A 25,095-nucleotide genomic window follows, 5' to 3' on the forward strand; every position below is an offset into this window, starting at 1 on the left:
ATACGGAGGGGGTTACCCCCTCATCCGACCCTTCGGGCCACCTTCTCCCCCCTCGGGGAGAAGAAATTCGCGGCAACGTCCTCACATCAAGAATGCGGCTTGCCGTCCCGCTCTTCGTCACGGATCGCCTCGTCGTGATACCACGAGCCAAAATCCACATGCGGCTCCCGCGCCTCGCGCTCGAGGTCACTTAGCCCGCTGTTGCGGAACTTGGACACGCCCGCGCGCCCGCCATTCGGGAATTGATAGATCGTCGCCGTCTCACGATGAAAGCCAGTCGCCATTTCGGTCATCTCACTCTGTTTGCATCGAAGCACTTTGGTATCGGGAGCAAACCCTTAAAACCCGGATTCGCTCCGTTTGATTAAAAAAAAATCACCCTGCGAAAAATATAGGCATTAATCGCCTCTTCTACAAGAAAAACCATTCCGAAAGCGCCGGTTTTTGGGGCAATTGCCAATCCCTCGCGCGCAATCGAAATCATTGCACCGCAGCAGGGCATTTCCCAAGAGCATGCCGGCTATCTATCAGGATTCAATGATGAAACATGAGGGGTGAATTTGCCTGCCGCAGCGCAGCAGAAGCGCGCGTGGGCGATATCGCAGCCGCTGAGCGACATGGGCCTTGAAAGATTTTTCGAAAAAATCGCCAGATATCGCCAATCTGGCACGCGGCATGCATCTAAGGGGTCAGCCCTTGAACGCGAATGCGCTTCCGGTGGCGAAAGCCACGGGAGGCCTCAAGGCTTCGCATTGTTACCTATGAGAGGTTCGTAATGACTAAGTTCAAACTCGAGTACATCTGGCTGGACGGATACAAGCCGGTCCCCAACCTGCGCGGCAAAACCCAGATCAAGGAATTCGATGAATTCCCGACACTCGAGCAGCTGCCGCTTTGGGGCTTTGACGGCTCTTCCACGCAGCAGGCCGAAGGCCACTCTTCCGATTGCGTGCTGAAGCCCGTCGCGATCTACCCGGATCCGGCCCGCTCCAACGGCGCGCTCGTCATGTGCGAAGTCATGATGCCCGATGGCGTCACCCCGCATCCGTCGAACAGCCGCGCCACCATCCTCGACGACGAAGATGCATGGTTCGGCTTCGAGCAGGAATATTTCTTCTACCAGGACGGCCGCCCGCTCGGCTTCCCGGAACAGGGTTACCCGGCTCCGCAGGGTCCTTACTACACGGGCGTCGGCTTCAAGAACGTCGGTTCGGTTGCCCGCGAAATCGTTGAAGAGCACCTCGATCTGTGCCTCGAAGCCGGCATCAACCACGAAGGCATCAACGCCGAAGTGGCCAAGGGCCAGTGGGAATTCCAGGTATTCGGCAAGGGCTCCAAGCGCGCCGCCGACCAGATCTGGATCGCCCGTTACCTGCTGCTGCGCCTTTGCGAACAGTACGGCATCGACGTCGAATTCCATTGCAAGCCGCTCGGCGACACCGACTGGAACGGTTCGGGCATGCACTGCAACTTCTCCACCAAGTTCATGCGCGAAGTTGGCGGCAAGGAATATTTCGAAGCCCTCATGGCCGCTTTTGCCAAGAACTGGAAAGAGCACATCGACGTTTACGGTCCGGACAACCACATGCGCCTGACCGGCAAGCACGAAACCGCTCCGTGGAACAAGTTCTCCTACGGCGTTGCCGACCGTGGCGCCTCGATCCGCGTTCCGCATTCCTTCGTCAACAACGGTTACAAGGGTTACCTCGAAGACCGTCGTCCGAACTCGCAGGGCTGCCCGTACCAGATCGCTTCCGTCGTTCTGAAGACGATCGCAGAAGTGCCGCTCGCAAAGTCGGCTGCTGCCTGATAACCCAAGACATGGCGTCGCCCGCAACCGGGCGACGCCATTTTTATGTCCACCGAACGGCCGGACCGGACAGGCGACCTTTCGCCGAGCGCCGCACACGGCATAGTCTTCCCATACGCAAGCTCAAACAAGCGGCGTGGCTTTGACCAACAGCCTCGGGTTTTCCGAAAACCGCAACATCGTTTTCGGTCCGATGCTCTCAAGCAAGAAGGTGAGCGATGGGCATTCTCCAGAAATTCTCTCTCGAAAACCGCATCGCCGTTATTACCGGCAGCGGTCGCGGCCTTGGTTTCGAAATCGCCAGCGCCTTTGCCGAAGCGGGCGCCCATGTCTGGCTGACCGGCCGCAACGCCAAGACGCTGCAACAGGCGGTCGACACGCTGCGCAAGGCTGGTGGCAAGGCCGATTACGCCGCTTTCGATATCGCCGATACCGCCGCCGGAAGCGCCCTGGTCCGCCGTATCATGGGCGAGTTCGGCCATCTCGATATCCTCGTCAACAATGTCGGTGCGCGCGACCGCCGTCCGCTTGCCGAATTCAGCGACGAGGACGTGCTGGATCTTATCCGCACCGACCTCACCTCCTCCATCTCGCTCTCGCGCGACGCGGCTGAAGCCATGAATGCCAATGCTTACGGCCGCATCATCACCATCACCTCCATTCTCGGCCACATCGTCAGGCCGGGTGATGCGATCTATCCCGTTGCCAAACAGGGGCTGACCGGACTGATGCGCGCAATCGCTGTCGAATATGGCGCGCGCGGCATCACCAGCAACGCCATTGCGCCAGGCATGTTCGCCACCGAAACCAATGCGGCCCTCGCCGAGAACCCTGAGATGGTTGCCTTTGCCAAGCTGCGCGTGCCGCTGGAGCGCTGGGGCAGGCCGGATGAAATCGCCGGTGCCGCCCTGTTTCTGGCGAGCGACGCGGCCTCCTTCGTCAATGGCCATGTGCTGACGGTGGATGGCGGCATGTCGGTGCGGCTGTGAGAGGCCCCTTGCGGAAAGGCGCTCGATAGGCATGGCGGCACGGCAACGCATCATCCCCGTCAGGCGCGAATATAACCGCTGGGTCGCCAACCAGACGCTGGAAGATTATGCGCTGCGCTTCACCGCCAAGAGCGCCCGGCAATTTTCCTCCAACCGCATCTCCCACACCGCCATCGGCGCGATTTCCTTTCTGGCGCTGGAAGCCATCGGCGGCGCGATCACGCTGTCCTATGGCACCACAAATGCCTTTTACGCCATCCTCGTCGCGGCCATTGCCATGCTCGCGGTCGGACTGCCGATCAGCCGTTATGCCATCCGCCACGGCGTCGATATCGATCTCCTGACGCGCGGCGCGAGCTTCGGTTATATCGGCTCCACCATCACTTCGCTGATCTATGCCGCCTTCACCTTCATGCTCTTCGCCATCGAGGCGTCGATCATGTCCGGCGCGCTGGAGCTGGCGCTCGGCATACCGCTCTGGATCGGCTACATCATCTCCGCCGTCATGGTCATTCCGCTCGTCACCCATGGCGTGCGCCTCATCAGCCGTTTCCAGATCATCACCCAGCCTTTCTGGATCGTGCTGAACATCCTGCCCTTCATCTTCATCGCCCTGATGGACTGGGAAAAATACGATCTCTGGCGCGCCTTTGCCGGCATTCACCACGCCTCCGGCCCGCCCGGCACCGTGGCGGATTTCAACCTCGTGGAATTCGGCGCGGCCTCGGCCGTCATTCTGGCGCTGATGTCGCAGATCGGCGAACAGGTGGACTTCCTGCGCTTCCTGCCGGCCGAAGGCCAGAGCCGGCTGCGCCATCGCATCGCGGTGTTTCTGGCCGGTGCCGGCTGGGTCGTCGTCGGCGTGCCGAAGCTGCTGGCCGGTTCCTTCCTTGTCGTGCTCACCTTCAGCTCCGGCGTCTCGGTGGACCGCGCCGCCGATCCGGCCCAGATGTATCTCACCGCCTTCGGCTACATGATCCCCAACCAGACGGCGGCGATGCTGCTGATGGTCGCCTTCGTCGTCGTCTCGCAGCTGAAGATCAATGTCATGAACGCCTATGCGGGTTCGCTCGCCTGGTCGAATTTCTTTTCGCGGCTCACCCACAGCCATCCCGGCCGCGTCGTCTGGCTGGTCTTCAATGTGGCGATCGCGCTGCTTCTGATGGAACTCGGCATCTACCGCCTGCTGGAAGAAACGCTCGGCATCTTCTCCATCATCGCCATGGCGTGGCTCTGCACCATTTCGGCCGATCTCTTCATCAACAAGCCGCTCGGCCTTGCCCCACCGGGCATCGAGTTCAAGCGCGCCCATCTCTACGATATCAATCCCGTCGGCGTCGGTTCCATGACGCTTTCGGCCACAATTGCGCTAATGGCGCATTTCGGCGCCTTCGGGCCGCTCGCCGCATCGCTCGCGCCCTATCTGACGCTCATCGTCGCTTTCATCGCCTCGCCGCTGATTGCCTGGGGCACAAAGGGTAAATTTTATCTCGCCCGCAAACCGCGCCAGAAATGGCGCGAGGAGAGCAGCATCACCTGCTCCATCTGCGAACACCCCTTCGAACCGGAAGACATGGCCTGGTGTCCCGCCTATGCCGCGCCGATCTGTTCGCTCTGCTGCTCGCTGGACAGCCGCTGCCATGACATGTGCAAGCCGAAGGCCAAGCTCAACTATCAGGTCGCGACTGTCGCAAAAACCTTTCTCCCGAGACAGCTGGTGGCCAAACTCGCCACCCGGCTGGGGCGTTATGGGATGGCGGCGGCCATCGCCGTCACCGCCATCGGCGGCATATTGGCGATGATCGCCCATCAGGTCGGCACCGCCTCGCCGGCAACGGCAGATGTGGTCAACCGCACCATCCTCATCGTGTTTTTCGTCTTCGCCGTCATTGCCGGCATCGTCTGCTGGTTCCTTGTGCTTGCCCATGACAGCCGCGTGGTGGCGGAAGAGGAATCCTCGCGCCAGAACACGCTACTGCTGAAGGAAATCGCCGCCCACAAGAAGACCGACGCCGCCCTTCAGGACGCCAAGGAAACGGCGGAAGCCGCCAACCGCGCCAAGAGCCGGTATGTCGTTGGCCTCAGTCACGAATTGCGCACGCCGCTCAACGCCGTTCTCGGTTATGCCCAGATCCTCGAGCGGGACGAGACCATCCCCCCTCCCCGCCAATCGGCGATCAAGGTCATCCGCCGCTCCGCCGACCACCTCTCGGGTTTGATCGACGGGCTTCTCGACATTTCCAAGATCGAGGCGGGCCGCCTGCAGGTCTATTCCAACGAGATCAACATTCAGGATTTCCTCGATCAGATCGTCGATATGTTCCGCCCGCAGGCGCAGGCCAAGGGCCTGGAATTCCGCCACGACCGCTCGCCCGCTCTGCCGCAATATGTCCGCACCGATGAAAAGCGGCTGCGCCAGATCCTCGTCAACCTGCTCTCCAACGCCATCAAATTCACCGATGAGGGCGCGGTCACCTTCGATGTCGGTTATCGAAGCCAGGTGGCAAGCTTCACCGTGTCCGATACCGGCCGCGGCATCGCGGAAAAGGACCTCGCCCGCATCTACGAACCCTTCCAGCGCGGCGAGGCCGAAAGCGTGCGGCCCATGCCCGGCCTTGGCCTGGGGCTGACGATTACAAGGCTTCTGACCAATACGCTCGGTGGCGAGATTTCCGTTTCCAGCGAAAAGGATGAGGGATCCACCTTCCGCGTGCGCCTCATGCTGTCTGCCGTGCACCGGCCAAGCACGACGCCAGCGGCGGAAAAGACCATCCGCTCCTATTCCGGGCCGCGCCGCACCATTGTCGTGGTCGATGACAATGAGGATCACCGCGAACTAATGCGGCAGGTGCTTTCGCCGCTCGATTTCGTGGTGCTGACGGCGCAATCCGGCCCCGAATGCCTCACCCTCATCGAAGGGGTGAAGCCAGACCTTTTCCTCATCGATATTTCCATGCCCGGCATGACCGGCTGGCAGCTGGTGACGAAGCTTCGCGAGGCAGGGCAGACGGCCCCGCTCATCATGCTCTCGGCCAATATCGGCGACGGCACTGTCGCTGGCGCGGGGGAGGACAACCACAATGACGCCATCGCCAAGCCGGTCGATATCCGCCATCTCTGCGACAGGCTCGCCGTGCATCTCGGGCTGAAATGGATTTACGATACCGATCTGCCGCCCGCGCCAAAGCAGCAGCCCCCTGCCGAGATCATCCATCCCGGCGCAATTCATATCCAGGATTTGCAGCGGCTCGGCGAAATAGGCTACATACGCGGCATCGAGGCGAAACTCGCCGATCTTGCCCGCAACACGGATAACCTGCCCTTCACGCGGGAGCTCGGCACCTATGTGCAGGCCTTCGATCTGGCCGGTTACGCGCATTTTCTCAAACGGTTTGCAGATAAAGACACGGGAGACGGCAAGGCATGAGCGGTCAGGCGGCGGCAGCCCCGAGAGACATCGTATTGCTGGTGGATGACAGCCCGGAAGCTCTGGGGTTCCTCACCGACGCGCTGGAACAGTCAGGCTTTTCCGCCCTCATCGCCACCTCCGGCCAAGCCGCGCTCAACATTGCCGAACGCATTACGCCCGACATCATCCTGCTCGACGCCGTCATGCCGGCCATGGACGGTTTCGAGACCTGCCGCCGCCTGAAGGCCAATGCGGCGGTGGCGCAGGTGCCGGTCATCTTCATGACCGGGCTGACAGAGACCGAACATGTGGTGCGGGCGCTCGAATCCGGCGGCGTCGATTATCTGACCAAACCAATCAATATCGACGAGCTGCGCGCCCGCATCCGCGTGCATCTCTCCAACGCCCGCTCGGCGCAAAGCGCCCGCGTCGCCCTCGACGCCGCCGGCCGCCATCTGCTGGCCGTGCGCGCCAATGGCGCCATCCACTGGTCCACCCCGCAGGCGACGCGGCTGGTCAACGCCGCGACCGGCCGGGATGATGGGCTGGAGATTGTCGTTGCCCATATTTCCGGCTGGCTTTCGCACCGGGCAACGGTGGATGCCGCCCGCGACACGCCGCTGACGATCACCGAGGCCGGGCGGCCCGCTTTGCAACTCTCCTTCCTCGGCGCGATGGGACCGGACGAATATCTCTTCCGCCTGACCGCCGCCAATGAGAAATCCGACGACCATCTGCTGAAGGACCACTTTGCGCTCACGACGCGGGAATCGGAAGTTCTGTTGTGGATTGCCAAAGGCAAATCCAACCGCGATATCGGCGATATCCTCGGCCTTTCCGCCAGAACCGTGAACAAACATCTGGAGCAGATCTATGTGAAGCTCGGCGTCGAAAACCGGGCATCGGCCGCGGTCAAGGCCGCGCATGTCCTGCATCAGGGGTGACGACCGCCGTTAATATGCTAAGGTTCGTCCGGCATATATTTTCCGCTTGAGTGCACGCCACCCGCTTATTGGCCGGGCGGCCGCCGCTTGTTTCTTCTCCCCGAGGGGGAGAAGTCCGCGGCAGCGGGATGAGGGGGCGAGGTCTCCGAATTCCGGCGAGGTTGCCCCCTCGTCCGACCCTTCGGGCCACCTTCTCCCCCTCGGGGAGAAGAAACCAGCGGCGACCCACCACCCAAAAAATCACTGTTCGACCAACTGCACCCTGTCACAGGATAGAAATTCCATGGACCGTTTCATCATCCTTTCCGGCTGCTCCGGCGGCGGCAAATCCACCCTGCTTGCCGAACTAGCCCGACGCGGTTTCGCCACCGTCGAGGAACCAGGCCGCCGTATCGTCGTCCAGGAAACCCGCAATGGCGGCACCGCCCTGCCGTGGATCGACATGCAGGCCTTCGCCCGCCGGGCCATCGCCATGGCGCTCGAGGACCGGCAGAATGCGCCACCGGAGGGCCTCGTCTTCTTCGACCGCAGCCTGATCGACGCCGCCTCAGCACTTCGCCATGTAAATGGCGATACCTTCATCGAGGCGCTGCGGGCTTCACACCGCTATAACCGCCTGGTTTTCCTAACCCCGCCATGGCCTGAAATTTACACGGGCGACAGCGAGCGCAAACATGGCTTCGATGCGGCGGTCGAGGAATATGGGCGTTTGCTCCGCGACTATGACGAGCTGGATTATGAAACGATAATATTGCCGAAGGTACCGGTATCGGAGAGAGCCGGCGTGGTATTGGAGCAGCTTGCCAAGAAAACGCGCTGAGGCCGGGATTGCAGTTGACCCGCGCGCCAATTTGGCTGGGGTCAGTTATTGCGAAGATTGGAGGCGTCCGCCTCGAAAATAAAAGCCCGGCATCGCTGCCGGGCTTCGATAGGCTATGATCCAGTGAGACTCACGTTCCCTGCTGAATGTAGGTGAACTTGCCGTCCGGACCCTTCTTCCACTCGTACATGACGTAACCGGGAAGCTTCGGGTCGCCCTTCTCATCGAAGGAGATTTCGCCAAGCGCGGTCGGGAAAGTGCCGGACTTCAGGGCCTCGGCAACCTTTTCCGGATCCACGGAACCGGCGGCCTTCGCCGCACCGGCAATCGCCTGCATCGCGGCATAGGAATAGAGCGTGTAGGCTTCCGGGTTGAAGCCGGCGGCCTTGAACTTCTCTACCAGTTCCTTGTTTTCCGGGCGCAGTGTCGGATCGGGGCCGAAGGTGTTGAGCGTGCCTTCGACGGCGTCGCCGGCGATGGAAGCAAGTTCGTTCGAGACGATACCGTCGCCCGAAACGAGCTTGGCCTTCAGGCCCTGGTCAGCCGCCTGGCGGATGATCAGGCCGGCTTCGGTGTGCAGGCCACCCCAGTAGATGATGGAAACGCCGGCTTCCTTCATCTTGGAGATCAGCGCGGAGAAGTCCTTGTCGCCGACATTGACGCCTTCATACATGACTTCCGTCACGCCGGCGGCATTGGCAGCCTTTTTGGTTTCATCGGCAAGGCCCTGACCGTAAGGCGTCTTGTCGTGAATGATGGCGACCTTGGCATCCTTGAAATGATCGGCCAGGTACTTGCCGGCAATGCCGCCCTGCTGGTCATCACGGCCGCAGGTGCGGAAGGTGTTCCACAGGCCGCGTTCGGTGAAGACCGGGTTGGTTGCAGCAGGCGTGATTTCGAGAATGCCGTTTTCGGCGTAAACTTCAGAGGCCGGAATGGAAACGCCCGAGTTGAAGTGACCGACAACGAATTTCACGCCGTCAGCGACGAACTTGTTGGCAACCGAAATACCCTGCTTGGGGTCGGATACGTCGTCGCCCAGCACGATCTTGATCTGCTCGCCATTGATGCCGCCGGCGGCATTGATGTCTTTCGCAGCCTGTTCGGCGCCCTTCTGGATCTGAGCGCCGAAAGCAGCGTTCGGGCCGGTCAGCGGTGCGCCGACAGCGATCACGACATCGGCCCAGGCCGAACCGCCAAACGCGACCATGGCGGTCAGCGCAACAGCGGAAAGAAGAGACTTCTTCATTACTTTACTCCCAGTTCCTTGGATGGGTTGATTGCAAGGACCTGTTCGACACCCACCTTAACCGAACAGAAACCGTTCCACTCTGACGAGCATTGTGCAGCCGGAAAAATCCGCCTGTCAATCTTTCTTCTTGTAGGAAAATGCCGACGTCCGGTCGTAGAGCCAATAGTAGTTATTGACCATCTGGCTCGTCCGGCGCATGCGGAAACCGACGCTGGAAAAAGCCAGAAGAAGAACGACGTCAAACACGTAATAGAAACCGTTGATGAACGGCCCGGCAAAGAGCGCGTAGTGCAGAAACCGCATCACTACACCCAGAGCGAGCGTATAGATCACCACCCGCGTATAACCGCCCCAGCCATCGGCCACGGACTTGCCCGTGCGCCATGCTGTCCAGAAACCCAGAAGAACAACCAGCGCGCGCAGAACATACCGCACGCCGTTATCCGTTTCGAAAAAAAGGCCCTGCATCTCTTTCCCCATCAGTGCCGGGCTGAAACGCCCTGGCCCTGCCTTGTCTGTCGTCCCGTCGTTTTCCCGCCGGGCATTTTATTGTTTGCACCCCGCCATGGATCCTTAAGGTTTGGCCGAAAGGACGACAGGCCACCGTTTGCAGTCTTGCGCCGCAAAATTTCCGGCGCAAGTAAAATCTTTCAGTGCCGTCCGCCTTCGAGATAGGCGGCGCGGACCTGCGGATCGGCGAGCAGTTCTCTGCCCGAACCGCTCATGGTCACCTTGCCGTTGACCATCACATAGGCGCGGTCGGAAAGCTTGAGCGCGGCAAAGGCGTTCTGCTCCACGAGGAAGACGGTCAGCCCCTCTTCCTGGTTGAGTTTCTTGATCGCCTCGAAAATGCCCTTGACGATCAGCGGTGCGAGACCGAGCGACGGCTCGTCCAGCAGCAAAAGCTTCGGCCGCGCCATCAGCGCGCGGCCGATGGAGAGCATCTGCTGCTCGCCGCCGGAAAGCGTTCCGCCGCGCTGGCTCTGACGTTCTTTCAGGCGCGGGAACATCACGAAGATCTTCTCGACGTCTTCCTTGAAATATTTCAGATTATCGAGATTGGCGCCCATCTGCAGGTTTTCCAGCACCGTCATGCGCGGGAAAATCCTGCGGCCTTCCGGCGACTGGGCGATGCGCTTGCGGGCGATGAGATGGGTCGGCAGCCGGGTGATATCCTCGCCGTCGAAGATCACCTGGCCGGCGCGCGCCTGCGGGCTGCCGCAGATGGTCATCATCAGCGTCGACTTGCCGGCGCCGTTGGCGCCGATCAGGCTGACGATCTCACCCTTTTTGACCTCGACATCGACACCGGCCAGAGCGCGGATATTGCCATAATAGGTTTCGACACCCTGGACTTTCAGAAGCGGTTCACCAGACATCAGGCCGCTCCTCCGTCGAGTTCTTCCGCAATCACGTCTTCCACTTCATCATCCTCGACACCTAGATAGGCGGCGATGACCTTCGGGTCGTTCTTCACATGGTCCGGCGTGCCGTCGGAAATCTTCTGGCCATATTCCAGAACCACCACATGGTCGGAAATCTGCATCACCACGGACATGTCGTGCTCGATCAGCAGCAGCGACGTGCCCTCGTCGCGAATGCCGCGCAGGAGCGTGTTGAGCGCCAGCGATTCCTTCGGGTTGAGGCCGGCGGCCGGCTCGTCGAGGCACAGAAGCTCCGGCCCGGTGCACATGGCGCGGGCGATTTCCAGACGGCGCTGCGCGCCATAGGGCAGATCGCCGGCCGGATCGTCGGCACGGTCGATCAGATCCGCCTTTTCCAGCCAATACTTGGCCTTCTCGATCGAGGCGTCCACCGCCCGCCGGTAAGCGGGCAGGCCGAGAAGACCGAGGATCGTGTAACCCGAGGCCTTCATCAGCACGTTGTGCTGGGCCACCAGCAGGTTTTCCAGAACGGTCAGGCCCGAAAACAGCCGGATGTTCTGGAAGGTGCGCGCCACCTTCGCCTTCTTGGTGATTTCGAAATCCGGCAGGCGCTCGAGAAGATGCGCCTCGCCGCTTTGCTGGCGCATGGTAATCATGCCCATGGTCGGCTTGTAAAAGCCGGTGATGCAGTTGAAGACCGTGGTCTTGCCCGCACCGTTTGGGCCGATCAGCGCCGTGATCTCGCCGCGCTTCGCCTCGAAGGAGAAATCGTTGATGGCCATCAGGCCGCCAAAGCGCATCGAGAGATGTTCGACCTTGAGGATCGTATCGCCAGTCGTATTGGGTGTCATTGTTGCCGTTCCGGAAGCCATCAACCGTGACCTTCCTTGGTAAAGCTGCCGGAGACGGCCTTGCGTTCTTTAAGGAAAGCCGTGGGTTCACGCGAGCCGACGAAACCGCGCGGCTTGAACAGCATGACGATGACCATGCCGAGACCGAAGAGCAGCATACGGTAGAGCTCCGGTGTGAAATCGGGCCCGAAGACATGCTTCAGGAACTCCATTTCACGCAGCGCCTCGGTGCCGCCGACCATGACCAGCGCCGCAATGGCGATGCCCGTGAGCGACCCCATGCCGCCGAGAACGACGATGGCGAGGATGACGGCGGATTCCAGGAACACGAAGCTCTCCGGCGAAACGAAACCCTGGCGCGCGGCAAAGAAGGAACCGGCAAAACCGCCGAACATCGCACCCGTTGCAAAGGCGGTGAGCTTGGTGATGACGGTATCGATGCCGAGCGAACGGCAGGCGATTTCGTCCTCGCGCAGCGCTTCCCATGCCCGGCCGATCGGCATGCGGCGCAGGCGGATGGTGACATAGGCCGTCAGCATGCAAAGCAGCAGAATCACGTAGAACAGGAAAATCTTGTAATAGGCCGAAGACATGGACAGGCCGAAAACCTTGGCGAAATTGTTCGGCGCGCCGATATCGAAGGACCAGATGCCGAAAACCGACGCCTTGGCGATGCCCGAAATACCGAAGGTGCCCTTGGTCACATCCGTCCAGTTCAAAAGCACGAGGCGGATGATCTCACCGAAGGCGAGCGTCACGATCGCCAGATAGTCGCCGCGAAGACGAAGAACCGGGAAACCGAGAATGATGCCCCAGAAACCGGCGAGAATGCCCGCGACCGGCAACAACACCCAGAAGGACAGGCCGAACTGGCTGGAGAGCAGCGCATAGGAATAGGCGCCCACCGCATAAAAGGCCACGTAACCGAGATCGAGCAGGCCGGCGAGGCCGACGACGATGTTGAGGCCCCACGCCAGCATCACATAGATCAGGATCTGGATGCCGAAATTGTCGACGAATTTCAGCGAGCCCTGAAAGCCGAAGAGCTGCACGGCGATCACCGGATAAAGCAGCAGAAGGACCAGCGCCAGCTTCAGGAAGTGCTTGTGGAAAAAGCCCTTTTCCTCGGAAATCTCCGGCACGCCGCTTTTGGCCTTTGCCAGCTTGCGGCGGTCCAGCGACGGCTTGATGAAGCCGACCATCAGGAACCGGCCGACGGCGGCAACGGCGACGAAAATCGCCAGAAGGCCCCAGCGCGTACCCCAGATCAGCTGGTTGTTGATATCCTGATAAGTGATGATGCCGACATAAAGAATGAACATGCCGAGCGATACGAGGCCCGCAATCAGGCCCTCCTTCACAGCCGTCGCCATCAGGCTCGGGCTGGAAGCAGCATTGTCGGAAGCGATATTGGTCATGGGATCACACCTTCTCGACTTCCGGACGACCGAGAATGCCGGTCGGCTTGAAGATCAGTACGAAAGCCAGGATGCCGAACGCCGCGACATCCTTGTAGGCGATGGAGAAATAGGCCGACCACAGCGATTCGATGAGGCCTATCAGCAGACCGCCGAGCACGGCGCCCGGCAGAGAGCCGATGCCGCCGAGAACGGCTGCGGTAAACGCCTTGACGCCAGGGATGAAGCCGTCGCTGAAAGACGCAACGCCGTAATACATCAGATACATGGTGCCCGCGACAGCGGCGAGCGCCGCGCCCATGATGAAGGTGATCGAAATCGTCTTGTCGACATCGACGCCAAGCAGCGCGGCCATCTTGCGGTCCTGTTCCGTGGCGCGCTGCGCCCGTCCAAGCGGGGTCTTGTTGACGATATACCAGAAGGCGAAGAGCAGCACCGAGGTAACGACCATGATGATCAGCTGCTTAAGCGACACGGTGATGTCGCCGAAATGATAGCTTTCCGTCACGAGCGACGGGATCGGCTTGTTGCGCGGACCCTGCGTCACCTGAATGAAGTTGGACAGCACGATCGACATGCCGATGGCCGTGATCAGCGGCGCGAGACGGAACGACCCTCTGAGCGGGCGGTAGGCGACGCGTTCGATAACCCAGTTCCACAAGCCGGTCATCAACATGGCGACGACCATCATCAAAAGCAGAAGAAGCGCCACCGGAATGCCGGCGACAAAGGATGTCACGATCAGGAAAACGATCAGCGCGGCGAAGCCGCCAAGCATGAAAATGTCACCATGGGCGAAGTTGATCATGCCGATGATGCCGTAAACCATCGTATAGCCGATAGCGATGAGGCCATAGATCGATCCAAGAGTCAGCCCGTTGATGAGCTGCTGGATAAAATACTCCATGTCTTTCCCCCGGGTATGGCCTCAAATGGGCCACGCCTCGTTATGTTAATTATAGGGGAAGCCTTTCAGGCAGACCCCCACCCTCAAAATGCATATCGTGTTCGTTAAAAATGTGAAGTCAAAAACGGGCGATCCTGCACAAAATTTGGAATTTCCACATGGACTGCCGCTTTCCCGGTCAAAAGAGCCATGATTTTGGCAGGAAGTGCTGAAAAAATGACGGCCGGATGCTTATTTCAGCATTGTCCGACGCCATTATTTGACGGGCGGCGGGCAAAGGAGTAGCGAAGATCGGAACGGCGATATCCCGCAGGCGGGATCAATTGGCAAAGAGATGATCGACATATTGACGAAAGCGGCGCTGGACGCCGGGCAGGCCATCATGGCGGTCCACCGTGCCGGCCCGCATGTGTCGTATAAGGACGACTGCTCGCCGGTGACCGAGGCCGATCAGCGGGCCGAGACGATCATCCTTGCGGCACTGGCCGCCCATTTTCCCGATATCCCCGTGGTTGCCGAAGAAGCGGTGTCGAGCGGTATCCTGCCGGAAACCGGTGCGGAGTTCTTCCTCGTCGATCCGCTGGACGGCACCAAGGAATTCATTTCCGGCAAGGACGATTTCACCGTCAACATCGCGCTCATCCGCAACGGCGTACCCGTGGTCGGCGTGGTCTACGCCCCCTGCCGCGGGCAGGCATGGACGGGCGAGCACAATGCCGCCGAAAAGCTCACCATTTCCGGCGAAGGCGTCGTCCTTTCGCGCCGCCCCATCCGCGCGCGCCGGCGCGGCGCTTCCCCCGTGGCGCTGATCAGCCGCTCCCACTGTACGGCAAAAACGGAAGCCTTCGTGGCCGAACACGGGCTGAAGGACTGTATTTCCGTCGGCTCCTCGCTGAAATTCTGCATGCTGGCGGAGGGCGCCGCCGATATCTATCCTCGCTTCAGCCGCACCATGATGTGGGACACGGCCGCCGGCGACGCCGTGCTGCGCGCCGCCGGCGGCAGGACGCTCGATTGCGAGGGTAAGCCGCTTGCCTATGCGGTGAGGGGTGACGGCGAGGATGCGCTGGCCAATCCGGATTTCATTGCCGAAGGGGCGATGGCGGTGGAACAGGCGGGGTAATACCCGCTTGCCGTCTCCTGCGGCTACTGCAACGGGTGGATCGGATTTCTGCCTTGGTGAGCTTCGGCGTATGCCGCTTCACCCCCCTCTGCCCTGCCGGGCATCTCCCCCTCAAGGGGGGAGATCGGCAGGAGGCGCTACCACCGCTTCATTCGTAAACGTCGTGATAGGCGAGACCTATCCACGAGTCGATCTCCCCCCTTGAGGGGGAGATGCCCGGCAGGGCAGAGGGGGGTGAAGCGGCATACGCCGAAGCCTCCAAAAAATAATCCATCCCCGCTCATCCCCACCCCACGCCACCGCCCCACAATGCCCCGCAACGAAACACCGCAGCGCGGAAGGCACACCATGACGGAACAGACGGCAAGACTTCGGCTTCCCTACATCCTGCCCTCGCAGGCCCAGAAGCACGTCACCCACAACGAAGCCCTGCAAAGGCTGGATGCGATCGTGCAGCTCGTCGTCAGGGCCACCGTCGCGACACCGCCCGAAGATGCAGTGGAAGGAGACTGCTTCCTTCTCTCCGCCGGCGCCACCGGCGACTGGGCCGGCAAGGGCGGCAGACTTGCCTTCCGGCAGGATGGCGCATGGCTTTCGATCACGCCGCAGCCCGGCTGGACGGCATGGTTCGCGGCCGAAAGCAGATACCGGGCCCTGCAGGACGGAAACTGGCGCGACTTGCCGCTGCCGGCAAGCGGTCGGCTGGAAAGGCTGGGCATCGGCACGGAGGCAGACGCCGCCAACCGCATGGCGCTCGCCTCCCCCGCCAGCCTCTTCACCCATGGGCCGGAAGACGGCAGCCACCGCATGACGGTCAACAAGGCAGGCAAAACCGATACCGCCTCGCTGCTGTTCCAGTCCGGCTGGAGCGGCCGGGCGGAAATAGGCCTTGCCGGCAGCGACGGTTTTTCGATCAAGACGAGTGCGGATGGCGCCACCTGGCATACGGCGCTTTTGTGCAGCGGCGATGGCCGGGTCTCGATGCCCAACCGCGCGCTCACTGTTGCCGGCCTGCCGGCGGGCACGACGAAACCCGCCAACGGCTCGGCGGCAGGTTTTTCCGTGCTCTTCATCGCCGAGGGCGGCTTTACGCTCGGTGATGTAGTGAGCGGCGGCGGGCGTGAACTCGTCGTTCCGGCAAAAGGCCTCTATCTGGCGGTATTGGGGCTTGCCATCGCGTCTTCCTCCGGCCACCGGGTAACGCTGTTCGTGAACGGTGCGGCGACCAGCTTCAGCATCGCCGGCAACGTCTCCGCCACCGGCACCCAGCAGTCGGCCACATCCATTCTTCCGCTCGATGCCGGCGACCGCCTGCGGCTGCAGCATGAGGGAACGGCGGAATTTACCCAGGGCGATGGGAAAACGTGCCTTTCGCTTGCGACACTTTGACGGAAACAACCGATGAGAGAGAAAAATTGCGATTTTTGGAAAAATTTTTTCCCGGCAAAATAAGGCGACTCGAACAAATCAGGCGAAACCGTTCAAATTCTTAATAAATTGTCACGAGCTGCTTAGGCAATTTTTAAAGGTACCGGGATAGAGTTCCCGTCATATGGTCTTGAGTTTGTATAGAGTGTCCAATGACCGAAATGATACGCCCACGAGTTAAATATGTCATCGGCCCCGATGGCAGCCCTCTGACGATTGCGGATCTTCCGCCTGCCAATACCCGTCGTTGGGTCATTCGCAGAAAGGCCGAGGTGGTTGCCGCCGTACGCGGAGGACTGCTGAGCCTCGAGGAAGCCTGCGAGCGTTATACGCTCACCGTCGAAGAATTCCTGTCCTGGCAGTCCTCGATCTCCGATCATGGCCTTGCCGGCCTGCGCACCACGCGCATCCAGCAATATCGCCACTAAACAGTGCGCCGGCGCGGCAACGCGCCCAGACCGAGTGTAGAGAACGCCCCGCCGGATTATCGACGGGGTTTTCGGTCTAATTTCGGATGTCCATCTGAGAACTGCGCCACTGAGCCGGTGATTGTCGCCGGTTTGTGTCCGCTGCGTTTGCTATCGTGCTGTTTCAATTCAGGCTGAAGCCGGTACAGTGGCGACAACGAACAGCAATGCGGAAGGCGCTCATCATGGACATCAAGACAACCGAAACCGGATCGCACGGCGAATATTCGGCAACCATCGACGGCCACAAGGCGGAGATGACCTATTCGCGCACTTCCCCTTCCCTCATCATCATCGACCATACCGGCGTGCCCGATGCGCTGCGCGGTAAAGGCGTCGGCCAGGCGCTCGCCGCCCATGCGATCGATGAAGCCCGCAAGGGCGGCTGGAAAATCATTCCACTCTGCCCCTTCTTCAAGGCCCAGACGTTGCGCCATGCCGAATGGGCGGATGTTATCCAGGGGTAACCCGGCAGTATAGCGCAAGCGTCACGGCATATTTCTTCTCCCCGCCGGGGAGAAGGTGGCCCGAAGGGTCGGATGAGGGGGCTAGCTCTCCGTATATCTCCACCGTCGCCCCCCTCATCCCGCTGCCGCGGACTTCTCCCCGGCGGGGAGAAGAAACAAGCGGTTCACACCTGATCCCTCAACAACCGTTCCAGATATCGCGTTATTCATAAAAGGACGTCACGCCACCTTCAGCGGCGGTGTTCCCGCATGCATGCTGTGACGGACTTCCTCGCGAAATTCAGGCGTATCCTTTGCGCCATGCACAGCCACGGCATGTTGCACGGCTGCTTCCATAAGCTCCTCCGGAGAATCGGCGGAGATGGCAACGGTGCATCTGCTGTCACTGGGGAATTCGCGGCAATCTATATATTGGCGGGCCATTTTTTCCTCCCTGCAAGTGCCGCCCGCACCCGCACGGGGCGCGTGCGCGTAAAAGCCTCCGGCTCACGGTCGGAACCTCCGTAAAATACGCCTTTCCCCAGGTCCGGACAATCGAAATCAGGCCCGACCGTCCCGGCGGAAAACACCGGCGACGCGGCAAAACAAAAGGCCGCCCTGAACGAGCGGCCTTTCGAAAAAATGCATGGCGTCCCGTCATTGAAAGCCGCCTCCTGATCCACCGGCAGCCGTCAATGAGGACGATCCTCGTAACCTCCTGCGCCTATAGGTCAGGCGCGGGCGCGGATGGCTCCGTCGCGGTTTTCGAGGGCAGCGGCCTTTTCATATTCGGCCTGCACCTCTTCCAGCGAAGCTTCGGCGGCTTCCTGTTGGGCCTTCAGCTCACGGATCGAGACCTGAAGATTATCCGCCCGCTGGCGCGCGGCCTTGGCGAAGGTCGGATAGGCGAAATGCGTCGGATCGGTAATGCCCGACTTGCTTTCCTCCAGAGATATCTGATGCACCAGTTCCTTTGCCATCCGCTCGAACTCGGACATCATCTGCTGCAGCTGGTTAAGCTGCCGGCGTTTTTCATTGACCTGAAATTCCTTCAGGCGAACCAGGCTGTCACGCGACTTCATACGCAATACTCCATGGATAGCGAGACCCGGATCAAAAAGGCACTATGCCACCCTGATCGGCCCGTTTAACCCGCCCGTTTTTCCGCAAGGGTTGCCCCCTGTCCCGGAATGATTCCCAAAAGTTACCCGGCGTTAATAAAAAACCGCCGCCGTTAACCTTTCGTTTACGGGCATCGTTAATGATAAACACGATCATTTAAGGGTCGGTAAATGCCAGGTCCAAAAAAATGGACCCGACGATGTAAGAGTCGATTGAATCACTTAACGGGATTTCCTCACGTTAAGCTTCAATTTTGGCGATGGTGGATTCACGTGCAAAAACAGCGAAATGCCTACTTTGCTTAATAAATTCGATACACCTTGCCAAAGGCAATTAGAATTTGTTAACCATTTGGTGGCAGCCTGCAAATCAGGCAACGTCTGGATCCGCATCGCGCGAGGCAATGATTTACCGGTTCGCGGGCGGCAAAGGGGATAATTATGCGGGTTCTACTTATTGAAGACGACAGCGCGACAGCGCAGAGCATTGAACTGATGCTTAAGTCGGAAAGCTTTAACGTTTACACGACCGACCTCGGTGAGGAAGGCGTGGATCTGGGCAAGCTCTACGACTACGACATTATTCTTCTCGACCTCAACCTGCCCGACATGTCGGGTTACGAGGTTCTGAGAACGCTTCGCCTCTCCAAGGTCAAGACGCCGATCCTCATCCTGTCCGGCATGGCCGGCATCGAGGACAAGGTTCGGGGCTTGGGCTTCGGCGCAGACGACTACATGACGAAGCCGTTCCACAAGGATGAGCTTGTTGCCCGCATTCACGCCATCGTCCGCCGTTCCAAGGGCCATGCGCAGTCGGTCATCTCCACCGGCGAACTGATCGTCAATCTCGATGCCAAGACGGTTGAAGTGGGTGGCCAGCGCGTTCACCTGACCGGCAAGGAATATCAGATGCTCGAGCTGCTTTCGCTGCGCAAGGGCACGACGCTGACCAAGGAAATGTTCCTGAACCACCTTTATGGCGGCATGGACGAGCCGGAACTGAAGATCATCGACGTCTTCATCTGCAAGCTGCGCAAGAAGCTCGCAAACGCCGCCGGCGGCGCCAACTACATCGAAACCGTCTGGGGCCGCGGCTATGTTCTGCGCGAGCCAGATGGCGCGACGGAATTCCTCGAAACCGCCTGATCCATTCCGGGACAGGACAGTTTTTAAAAGACCCGCTGGAAACGGCGGGTTTTTTGTTGTGATTTGAAGGTCGCAGGTAACGGTGTCATTGGCATATTACGACACACGATCATATTCCGGCGCATGGATACTCCCTCTTTCCTGTGCTTGTACAGGAATGAGGGAAGAAGAGCTTGGCTATGCGCCGCAAAAGGATGATGGCACATGAACCACCCTATCCCCACCCTCAGGACCGAACGCCTGACGCTGCGCCCGCTGATGATCACAGACTTTCCGGCCTATCGGGATTTCATGATGTCATTGCGCTCTATCGGTGTGGGCGGGCCTTACGACCTGCCCTCGACATGGGGTGTGTTCTGCCACGATCAGGCCAACTGGTACTTTTTCGGCCATGGCGCACTAATGATCGAGCTTGACGCAACGGGACAATGTGTCGGCCAGGTCGGCATCAATCACGGTCCGCTGTTTCCGGAAAAGGAACTGGGCTGGCTGCTTTACGAAGGCCATGAAGGATACGGCTATGCGGCGGAAGCCGCCTCGGCGCTGCGCGACTGGGCCTTCAAGACCCTGAACCTGCCTTCGCTTGTCAGCTACGTCTCGCCGCAGAATCGGAAATCTGCAGCCGTTGCCGAGCGAATCGGCGGCATGCTCGATCCGAAAGCGCCCCGTTCAGATCCCGAAGACCTCGTTTATCGGCACCATCCGGCAAACGCCGTTTGAAAGAGGAACACCTCAGGATCATCCCGCTCACGACGCGTCCCGAAACATATGGCAACGCTTAGCAGACCTCGAACGTGTTCACAGTCGTTCTCGATCGCGATCGAGACCGCCACGGCGGCAGCCTCGATCAGGCGGCGGATCAGACCGCTGCAAGCTGCTGGAGATGGTTTGCCATGCCGGCACCCTCCCCGCCCGCATTCACCGTCTCGAAATAGTCATGCCATCCGCTGTCAGCGATTGCCTCCACCAGAAGAGAAAGGGCCTGCCGGTCACGGCAACGCCACAGCGCAAAGAATTCATGGGGGGATGCGTGACCCAGCGAGGTATCGACCGCGCCCGTTGTGATCACCTCGATACCCGCCTGAGAAAGCGCGCTCATGCCCGCGCCGATCCGGGCAAAAAAAGCTGCCCGCGCCTCGCCGCTCAAGGCCTTCCAGCTTGGTTTGGCCGAATAAAGTTCAGCGAGAAAATAAGACATGTCATCAGTCTCCATATTTGGAATCAATTGTCGGGAAGGCGGGCCGAAACAGTGGCCGCGCCCGTCTTTGTCCGCACCTTCACAAGAAGCTTGCTCAACAAACAGCGCTCGCTTTGGTCGAGGCCGGAAAGCAGCGAGGATATCCATTCGGCATGTTCAACAAACAATGTCTCCACCAGCGTCTTGCCGCTGACAGTCAGGGAGACCAGAAGCTTGCGGCGGTCGTCATAAGCGGGTCGGCGCGTCACGAGCCCATCCTTCTCCAGCCCGTCAAGCAGGCCGGTAATGGTGGCGCGCGTGACGCCGGAAGCGTCGGCAAGTTCATGCGGCGAAAGGCCCTCCACCCTGTCTCGCAAGAGTACAAGAAGCAGAAATTTCCCTTCCGACAGACGGTGCGGCGAGAGCCGCGCGGCGCAATCCCGGTCAATAGCCGCAGCAAGCGACAGAAGCTCGAAACAAAGCCTGATCCCGCCGGGCTCTGCGGTGATTTCGTTTGTTAGGGGCCTTCCCGGTTCAGAAACGCCCGATTGCAATGTGCGCGCCAACAGCGCTTCATATTTCTTTTCCAGCATCATAAGCCGGCATATAGTATGCCGCCTTACCATCCGTCAACCCTTTTATTCCTTGGCCCCGCCCCCGCAGATTTATGTTCCCATAAGTCTTTCGAAAAGCCGCACCGGGCTTTTCCGGAACGTCGTCTCCCGGAAAGGACGGAAGCCGAAGCGGGCGGCGATTGCGAGAGAGGGCGTATTCAGCGGATCGATCATGCAGACGACACGGCTCGATATGCCCGCGGTGTCAAACCAGCCGAGCGCGGCTTGCACGGCCTCGCTGGCCGCGCCTTTGCCTGTCAAATCCCTGTCGATCTTCCACATGGCCTCCGGAGCGGTGTCGAAATCCGCGCCATTTCCACGGCGCATATGGGCAAGACCGACCTCGCCGACGATTCGTCCCGTGGCAGCCTCCTCAACCACGAAGGGGCCGAAGCCGAAGACGGACCAGTGACCGATGAAGCGCAGGAGCCGCGCAAAGGCGAGTTCGGGATCGAGCGGCGCGATTGAGCTCACCCCTGGTATCGGACGAACATCCGCGCCCCAGAAGGAGCAATAAAGTGCTTCGTCCTCAATGGCGTGAGGCCGCAGCACAAGACGCGCGGTTTCGACACGGATCATGAGACCTTCTCCTCGGAAAAGAAAAAGGCCGGGCGCAGGCTAAAGCCGCACCCAACCCTGGTGGCATCCTTGTCGCATTGAAACGATCACGCCGTAATCGTCTTGGCGGTAAACACGATGCGGTCGTCATGCACCTTGTATTCCACCGCCATATTGGCCTCCTCGGCCAGAAGCAGCGTGTAGTAGGGCTGCACGGAATGGGCGTCGACCGCCTCTTCCAGCCTGCCCTCGTAAATTTCCACGAACTTGGCCGGCACCCGCATCATCCGGCCCTTGACGGTGATTTCGAACCTGGCGTCGCCGTCGGGGTTTTCCAGCAGCACGTCCACATTGCCGCCGCGCGGAATGGAGCCGTAAGCGACGAGGAAGAGGTTGAGCAGAAGTTTGACACGATTCTTCGCAACGATGGCGCGCGGGCCGTTCCAGCTCACTTCCGCCTTCTTTTCGGCGGCAGCGAAATCCTGGGCGGCTTTTTCGGCCTCACCGGTGTCGATGGAGGCGCCGGCCGAACCGGAAGCGCCGAAAGCAAGGCGGGCGAACTTCAGCCGCACGGATGCGTTAAGGGCTGACGTGCGGATGAGATCGAGCGCATCGTCATCCGTGCCGCCCTCGTCCAGAAGCTCGAGGCCGTTATTGATGGCGCCGACAGGAGAAATCACATCATGGCACACACGGCTGCACAGAAGAGCCGCCAGATCGGGACCGGACAGCGTGATATTGAGTTTGCTGGTCATAAAATTCTCTCCTGCGCAAGGGAGGCGCGGACGGTGTGGAAATTGTTAAGCCATAATGACACCATATTTGGTAAACCGATTGTTAATAGGATGGTTTCAAAATGCCAAATGGCTTAACAGGCCACACTGGAGCCATGTGTATCCGCAAGGATGCGCGAAATATGCTGTAGAATTTTTTCTGCACGCCAGTCCTCAAGAAAACCGATTCGGATTTCGGGCTGGTGCGCTAACGAAACAGACGGACGGACATGACGATGCGCCTTACGAAAACCCGCACCATTGCACGCCTGGGACTGGGAAAGATTGTCGCGCTCCTTGCGAGCCTCCTGATATGGGCCGCACCGGCCGCAGCCCAGAACAGCGATCAATATTCTTTCCAGGAAGTCATTGATGCGGGCCACGGATTCTTCGGTGAAACCACCGGCGGCCTTGCCAAGGTGGTGGAGCGCGCCTTCCAGCAATACGGTCTTCCGAACGGTTACATTCTCGGCCAGGAAGGCTCCGGCGCCTTCGTCGCGGGCCTCACCTATGGCGAAGGTACGCTTTACACCAAGAACGCCGGCCAGCACCCCGTCTTCTGGCAGGGCCCCTCCCTCGGCCTCGATTACGGCGGCCAGGGAACCCGCGCCATGATGCTGGTCTACAACCTGCCTTCGGTCGATGCGCTTTACCGCCGTTACGGTGGTGTGAGCGGCTCCGCTTTCATCGTCGCCGGCGTCGGCATGACCTATCTGAAGAGCAGCGACGTCACGCTTGCCCCCATCCGCACCGGCATCGGCGCGCGCCTCGGCATCAATGTCGGTTACCTGAAGCTCACCCAGCAGCCGACCTGGAACCCCTTCTGATTCGCCGAGGTCTGAGTGGAGCTAACGGTGGTCTACAGGATGAGGCATTGCGGCAGGTTTCTTCTCCCCGCCGGGGAGAAGGTGGCCCGAAGGGTCGGATGAGGGGGCAACGTTGCCGTATCTCATAACCCTTGCCCCCTCATCCCGCTGCCGCGGACTTCTCCCCCTCGGGGAGAAGAAGCAAGTGGCAACGTCCCGCCCGCTAACTGCCTAGGGGAAACCCCTCCCCACGGTTGCAATAATAGCGTAACGTGCTTTCGCGCCCTCTTTCCGAATGCGCGCGTATCTGAGTTTCGGAGACTGTCCCGCGTGATCGAATATGCCATTCTTTTTGGATTGGGTTTTCTCACCGCAACCCTGCTGGCCCTGTTGATCGCACCCGCGATCCACCGCCGCATCGTCGCCTATACGGAAAATCGCATACGCGCGACGATGCCCATCAGCCCGCAGGAAGTTCGCGCCCAGAAGGACATGGCGCGTGCGCTTTACGCCGCAGAAAACGCCAAGATCCGCCAGGAGCTGGATACGGAACGGGAAAAAAACACCTCCCTGCGCCTCGCCAACGAGGCCGCCTCCAGCGATGCCTACCGCCTTGGCGAGCAGAACCGCGGTTTCTCCCTGAAAATCGAGGAGCTGACGCTGGAAATCGGCGAATTGCGCGCGGCCCTCGATGCCGCCGAAGAACACGCCGGCGCCCTACAGGCGAACCTCGCGCAACAGGAGCAGGCCGCCAACGAGCGCGCCGGCCAGATGTCCGATCTCACCGCCCGCCTCACCCATCTGACGCGCGAGCTGGATGATTCGAAAATCCTCGCCGCCACCCGCGATCTGGAAGCCGAACAGGCCAAGCAGAGCGCCACGCGTTTCCGCAAGGAGGGCGAGACCGCCACCCGCGAATTGCAGGATGTGGCGGCCCGCAACAAGGAGGCGATGACGGCGGTTGCGCGCGAAAGCCGCAAGGTCACACGGCTCGAGGAGCAGGTCGCGACCGTCATGGCGAAAAACGCCGATCTCGACACGATGCTGACACTGCGCAACCAGGAAGTCGCCCGGCTTAAGGAACAGCTTGCGGCAACCGGCGGCCGCAGCAACGACATGATCATCCGTCTGCCGAACCCCGCCGTCTCGGACGACAAAACGGTCAGCCCATCGCAACCGACGGCCCCTGCCCCAGCCGCCGCGCTTGAACCCGCATCCGCCGCCGAAGAGGCGATACCGGCTGCCGCCGCAGAGGAACCAGCCCCCCCGGTATCGACCGAGCCAGCGGCGTCGCAAGGCCTGGAGCAGGAAATCGAGGATATCCGTAATCAGGGCGCCGCGCTCACCGAACGCCTGCTGAATGTGCGCGGCGTCGGCAATGACGAACCCATCCGCCGCGAAATCGCAAGGATCGCCGCCGAGATGATCGCGCTCACCGCCGCGCAGGAGGGTGAGGCCTCGCCTATTCCGGGGTTGCTGGCCAAGGCCTCCGGTTCGTCAGGGCGGGAGAGCCTTGCGACGCGGGCGAAGGTGGTGATGGAGAAGCGGGAACGCTAGGTTCGCCGAGGGTCTGGTTTACCTCAACGTTGAGTGTGCGGCTCACCCCCCTCTGCCCTGCCGGGCATCTCCCCCTCAAGGGGGGAGATCGGCA

At 60.4% G+C, this 25,095-nt stretch carries 26 protein-coding genes; 13 read left to right on the top strand and 13 right to left on the bottom strand.

The genetic code is table 11. The features are described from left to right. Window positions 1–86: 86 nt before the first annotated feature. Window positions 87–293, bottom strand: a complete 207-nt coding sequence (locus O9X91_RS06200) for a DUF2735 domain-containing protein (protein ID WP_162520560.1) — start codon at window positions 291–293, stop codon at window positions 87–89. Between the two features lie 482 nt (window positions 294–775). On the opposite strand from O9X91_RS06200, the gene O9X91_RS06205 reads away from it, so the two are divergent. The 5 genes from O9X91_RS06205 (at window position 776) to O9X91_RS06225 (ending at window position 7,972) form a co-directional block, all read left to right on the top strand. After that, window positions 776–1,810 (top strand): glutamine synthetase beta-grasp domain-containing protein, encoded by a 1,035-nt coding sequence (locus tag O9X91_RS06205; protein ID WP_077981426.1) that lies wholly within the window; start codon window positions 776–778, stop codon window positions 1,808–1,810. 218 nt (window positions 1,811–2,028) lie between these two features. Continuing rightward, window positions 2,029–2,799 carry an SDR family oxidoreductase gene (locus tag O9X91_RS06210; protein WP_137410858.1) on the top strand — a complete coding sequence of 257 codons (771 nt, stop codon included), beginning with the start codon at window positions 2,029–2,031 and terminating at the stop codon, window positions 2,797–2,799. Window positions 2,800–2,830: 31 nt separating this feature from the next. Beyond that, complete coding sequence (locus O9X91_RS06215) at window positions 2,831–6,226, top strand: hybrid sensor histidine kinase/response regulator (protein ID WP_269833974.1); 3,396 nt, start codon at window positions 2,831–2,833, stop codon at window positions 6,224–6,226. After that, window positions 6,223–7,152 carry a response regulator gene (locus O9X91_RS06220; protein WP_077981423.1) on the top strand — a complete coding sequence of 310 codons (930 nt, stop codon included), beginning with the start codon at window positions 6,223–6,225 and terminating at the stop codon, window positions 7,150–7,152. Before O9X91_RS06215 ends, O9X91_RS06220 begins: the two co-directional genes overlap by 4 nt. Before the next feature lie 283 nt (window positions 7,153–7,435). Further along, the gene (locus tag O9X91_RS06225) at window positions 7,436–7,972 is read left to right on the top strand and encodes an AAA family ATPase (protein ID WP_077981422.1); all 537 of its coding nucleotides are present in this window, start codon (window positions 7,436–7,438) and stop codon (window positions 7,970–7,972) included. Between the two features lie 130 nt (window positions 7,973–8,102). Here O9X91_RS06225 and O9X91_RS06230 read toward each other — a convergent pair whose 3' ends face one another. From O9X91_RS06230 to O9X91_RS06255, 6 genes are all read right to left on the bottom strand, one after another. Next, entirely contained in the window at window positions 8,103–9,221 is a 1,119-nt protein-coding gene (locus O9X91_RS06230; protein ID WP_077981421.1) for a branched-chain amino acid ABC transporter substrate-binding protein, read from the bottom strand. Window positions 9,222–9,338: 117 nt separating this feature from the next. Then, window positions 9,339–9,692, bottom strand: coding sequence for a DUF6867 family protein (locus O9X91_RS06235; protein ID WP_077981420.1), 354 nt, complete (start codon window positions 9,690–9,692; stop codon window positions 9,339–9,341). Between the two features lie 182 nt (window positions 9,693–9,874). After that, the gene (locus tag O9X91_RS06240; protein ID WP_077981419.1) at window positions 9,875–10,603 is read right to left on the bottom strand and encodes an ABC transporter ATP-binding protein; all 729 of its coding nucleotides are present in this window, start codon (window positions 10,601–10,603) and stop codon (window positions 9,875–9,877) included. Beyond that, a complete protein-coding gene (locus O9X91_RS06245) occupies window positions 10,603–11,481 on the bottom strand; it encodes an ABC transporter ATP-binding protein (protein WP_077981418.1) in 879 nt (292 codons plus the stop codon). The genes O9X91_RS06240 and O9X91_RS06245 overlap by 1 nt, the downstream gene beginning before the upstream one ends. Then, window positions 11,481–12,833, bottom strand: coding sequence for a high-affinity branched-chain amino acid ABC transporter permease LivM (gene livM, locus O9X91_RS06250; protein WP_373692762.1), 1,353 nt, complete (start codon window positions 12,831–12,833; stop codon window positions 11,481–11,483). Before livM ends, O9X91_RS06245 begins: the two co-directional genes overlap by 1 nt. A 49-nt stretch (window positions 12,834–12,882) precedes the next feature. Continuing rightward, window positions 12,883–13,785 (bottom strand): branched-chain amino acid ABC transporter permease, encoded by a 903-nt coding sequence (locus O9X91_RS06255; protein ID WP_077981416.1) that lies wholly within the window; start codon window positions 13,783–13,785, stop codon window positions 12,883–12,885. A gap of 334 nt (window positions 13,786–14,119) precedes the next feature. Between O9X91_RS06255 and cysQ the strand changes: the two genes are divergently transcribed. The 4 genes from cysQ (at window position 14,120) to O9X91_RS06275 (ending at window position 17,270) form a co-directional block, all read left to right on the top strand. Further along, a complete protein-coding gene (gene cysQ / locus O9X91_RS06260; RefSeq protein ID WP_077981415.1) occupies window positions 14,120–14,908 on the top strand; it encodes a 3'(2'),5'-bisphosphate nucleotidase CysQ in 789 nt (262 codons plus the stop codon). Window positions 14,909–15,256: 348 nt separating this feature from the next. Beyond that, a complete protein-coding gene (locus O9X91_RS06265; protein ID WP_269833973.1) occupies window positions 15,257–16,297 on the top strand; it encodes a DUF2793 domain-containing protein in 1,041 nt (346 codons plus the stop codon). 191 nt (window positions 16,298–16,488) lie between these two features. Further along, a complete protein-coding gene (sciP, locus tag O9X91_RS06270; RefSeq protein WP_004430042.1) occupies window positions 16,489–16,764 on the top strand; it encodes a CtrA inhibitor SciP in 276 nt (91 codons plus the stop codon). 224 nt (window positions 16,765–16,988) lie between these two features. Next, complete coding sequence (locus tag O9X91_RS06275; RefSeq protein WP_003522924.1) at window positions 16,989–17,270, top strand: GNAT family N-acetyltransferase; 282 nt, start codon at window positions 16,989–16,991, stop codon at window positions 17,268–17,270. A 219-nt stretch (window positions 17,271–17,489) separates the two neighbouring features. Here the strand turns inward: O9X91_RS06275 and O9X91_RS06280 are convergent, their stop codons facing one another. Together O9X91_RS06280 and O9X91_RS06285 are read right to left on the bottom strand one after the other, a co-directional pair. After that, window positions 17,490–17,693, bottom strand: coding sequence for a DUF1059 domain-containing protein (locus O9X91_RS06280; protein WP_077981414.1), 204 nt, complete (start codon window positions 17,691–17,693; stop codon window positions 17,490–17,492). A gap of 287 nt (window positions 17,694–17,980) precedes the next feature. Beyond that, complete coding sequence (locus O9X91_RS06285; RefSeq protein ID WP_003491821.1) at window positions 17,981–18,331, bottom strand: flagellar export protein FliJ; 351 nt, start codon at window positions 18,329–18,331, stop codon at window positions 17,981–17,983. A gap of 480 nt (window positions 18,332–18,811) precedes the next feature. On the opposite strand from O9X91_RS06285, the gene ctrA reads away from it, so the two are divergent. After that, complete coding sequence (gene ctrA, locus O9X91_RS06290) at window positions 18,812–19,516, top strand: response regulator transcription factor CtrA (protein ID WP_003491823.1); 705 nt, start codon at window positions 18,812–18,814, stop codon at window positions 19,514–19,516. A 204-nt stretch (window positions 19,517–19,720) separates the two neighbouring features. Further along, the gene (locus tag O9X91_RS06295) at window positions 19,721–20,236 is read left to right on the top strand and encodes a GNAT family N-acetyltransferase (protein ID WP_173990064.1); all 516 of its coding nucleotides are present in this window, start codon (window positions 19,721–19,723) and stop codon (window positions 20,234–20,236) included. A 139-nt stretch (window positions 20,237–20,375) separates the two neighbouring features. Here the strand turns inward: O9X91_RS06295 and O9X91_RS06300 are convergent, their stop codons facing one another. The 4 genes from O9X91_RS06300 to chpT form a co-directional block, all read right to left on the bottom strand. Beyond that, on the bottom strand, window positions 20,376–20,714 hold the full coding sequence (locus O9X91_RS06300) for a DUF6616 family protein (RefSeq protein ID WP_269833972.1): 339 nt from the start codon (window positions 20,712–20,714) through the stop codon (window positions 20,376–20,378). Window positions 20,715–20,737: 23 nt separating this feature from the next. Next, on the bottom strand, window positions 20,738–21,259 hold the full coding sequence (locus O9X91_RS06305; RefSeq protein WP_269834287.1) for a MarR family winged helix-turn-helix transcriptional regulator: 522 nt from the start codon (window positions 21,257–21,259) through the stop codon (window positions 20,738–20,740). Window positions 21,260–21,358: 99 nt separating this feature from the next. Continuing rightward, on the bottom strand, window positions 21,359–21,886 hold the full coding sequence (locus tag O9X91_RS06310; protein WP_269833970.1) for a GNAT family N-acetyltransferase: 528 nt from the start codon (window positions 21,884–21,886) through the stop codon (window positions 21,359–21,361). A gap of 86 nt (window positions 21,887–21,972) precedes the next feature. Beyond that, window positions 21,973–22,620, bottom strand: a complete 648-nt coding sequence (gene chpT, locus O9X91_RS06315) for a histidine phosphotransferase ChpT (RefSeq protein ID WP_077981411.1) — start codon at window positions 22,618–22,620, stop codon at window positions 21,973–21,975. A gap of 248 nt (window positions 22,621–22,868) precedes the next feature. On the opposite strand from chpT, the gene O9X91_RS06320 reads away from it, so the two are divergent. Then, window positions 22,869–23,465 carry a DUF1134 domain-containing protein gene (locus O9X91_RS06320; RefSeq protein WP_162520559.1) on the top strand — a complete coding sequence of 199 codons (597 nt, stop codon included), beginning with the start codon at window positions 22,869–22,871 and terminating at the stop codon, window positions 23,463–23,465. 309 nt (window positions 23,466–23,774) lie between these two features. Continuing rightward, on the top strand, window positions 23,775–25,001 hold the full coding sequence (locus O9X91_RS06325) for a coiled-coil domain-containing protein (RefSeq protein WP_269833969.1): 1,227 nt from the start codon (window positions 23,775–23,777) through the stop codon (window positions 24,999–25,001). Window positions 25,002–25,095: the final 94 nt, after the last annotated feature.

This window comes from Agrobacterium salinitolerans, from assembly GCF_027498475.1.
GTDB classification, from domain to species: domain Bacteria; phylum Pseudomonadota; class Alphaproteobacteria; order Rhizobiales; family Rhizobiaceae; genus Agrobacterium; species Agrobacterium salinitolerans.

Excerpts from the sequence above, each read along its gene's own strand:
- O9X91_RS06210 (WP_137410858.1), top strand. The coding sequence starts at position 2,029 with ATGGGCATTCTCCAGAAATTCTCTCTCGAAAACCGCATCGCCGTTATT.
- O9X91_RS06280 (WP_077981414.1), bottom strand. The coding sequence starts at position 17,693 with ATGGCCCGCCAATATATAGATTGCCGCGAATTCCCCAGTGACAGCAGA.
- O9X91_RS06275 (WP_003522924.1), top strand. The coding sequence starts at position 16,989 with ATGGACATCAAGACAACCGAAACCGGATCGCACGGCGAATATTCGGCA.
- O9X91_RS06215 (WP_269833974.1), top strand. The coding sequence starts at position 2,831 with ATGGCGGCACGGCAACGCATCATCCCCGTCAGGCGCGAATATAACCGC.
- sciP (WP_004430042.1), top strand. The coding sequence starts at position 16,489 with ATGACCGAAATGATACGCCCACGAGTTAAATATGTCATCGGCCCCGAT.
- ctrA (WP_003491823.1), top strand. The coding sequence starts at position 18,812 with ATGCGGGTTCTACTTATTGAAGACGACAGCGCGACAGCGCAGAGCATT.
- O9X91_RS06230 (WP_077981421.1), bottom strand. The coding sequence starts at position 9,221 with ATGAAGAAGTCTCTTCTTTCCGCTGTTGCGCTGACCGCCATGGTCGCG.
- O9X91_RS06285 (WP_003491821.1), bottom strand. The coding sequence starts at position 18,331 with ATGAAGTCGCGTGACAGCCTGGTTCGCCTGAAGGAATTTCAGGTCAAT.
- O9X91_RS06265 (WP_269833973.1), top strand. The coding sequence starts at position 15,257 with ATGACGGAACAGACGGCAAGACTTCGGCTTCCCTACATCCTGCCCTCG.
- O9X91_RS06245 (WP_077981418.1), bottom strand. The coding sequence starts at position 11,481 with ATGGCTTCCGGAACGGCAACAATGACACCCAATACGACTGGCGATACG.
- O9X91_RS06205 (WP_077981426.1), top strand. The coding sequence starts at position 776 with ATGACTAAGTTCAAACTCGAGTACATCTGGCTGGACGGATACAAGCCG.
- O9X91_RS06255 (WP_077981416.1), bottom strand. The coding sequence starts at position 13,785 with ATGGAGTATTTTATCCAGCAGCTCATCAACGGGCTGACTCTTGGATCG.
- O9X91_RS06300 (WP_269833972.1), bottom strand. The coding sequence starts at position 20,714 with ATGTCTTATTTTCTCGCTGAACTTTATTCGGCCAAACCAAGCTGGAAG.
- O9X91_RS06295 (WP_173990064.1), top strand. The coding sequence starts at position 19,721 with ATGAACCACCCTATCCCCACCCTCAGGACCGAACGCCTGACGCTGCGC.
- cysQ (WP_077981415.1), top strand. The coding sequence starts at position 14,120 with ATGATCGACATATTGACGAAAGCGGCGCTGGACGCCGGGCAGGCCATC.
- O9X91_RS06225 (WP_077981422.1), top strand. The coding sequence starts at position 7,436 with ATGGACCGTTTCATCATCCTTTCCGGCTGCTCCGGCGGCGGCAAATCC.
- O9X91_RS06310 (WP_269833970.1), bottom strand. The coding sequence starts at position 21,886 with ATGATCCGTGTCGAAACCGCGCGTCTTGTGCTGCGGCCTCACGCCATT.
- O9X91_RS06320 (WP_162520559.1), top strand. The coding sequence starts at position 22,869 with ATGACGATGCGCCTTACGAAAACCCGCACCATTGCACGCCTGGGACTG.
- O9X91_RS06240 (WP_077981419.1), bottom strand. The coding sequence starts at position 10,603 with ATGTCTGGTGAACCGCTTCTGAAAGTCCAGGGTGTCGAAACCTATTAT.
- O9X91_RS06235 (WP_077981420.1), bottom strand. The coding sequence starts at position 9,692 with ATGCAGGGCCTTTTTTTCGAAACGGATAACGGCGTGCGGTATGTTCTG.
- O9X91_RS06220 (WP_077981423.1), top strand. The coding sequence starts at position 6,223 with ATGAGCGGTCAGGCGGCGGCAGCCCCGAGAGACATCGTATTGCTGGTG.
- O9X91_RS06200 (WP_162520560.1), bottom strand. The coding sequence starts at position 293 with ATGACCGAAATGGCGACTGGCTTTCATCGTGAGACGGCGACGATCTAT.
- chpT (WP_077981411.1), bottom strand. The coding sequence starts at position 22,620 with ATGACCAGCAAACTCAATATCACGCTGTCCGGTCCCGATCTGGCGGCT.
- livM (WP_373692762.1), bottom strand. The coding sequence starts at position 12,833 with ATGGCGACGGCTGTGAAGGAGGGCCTGATTGCGGGCCTCGTATCGCTC.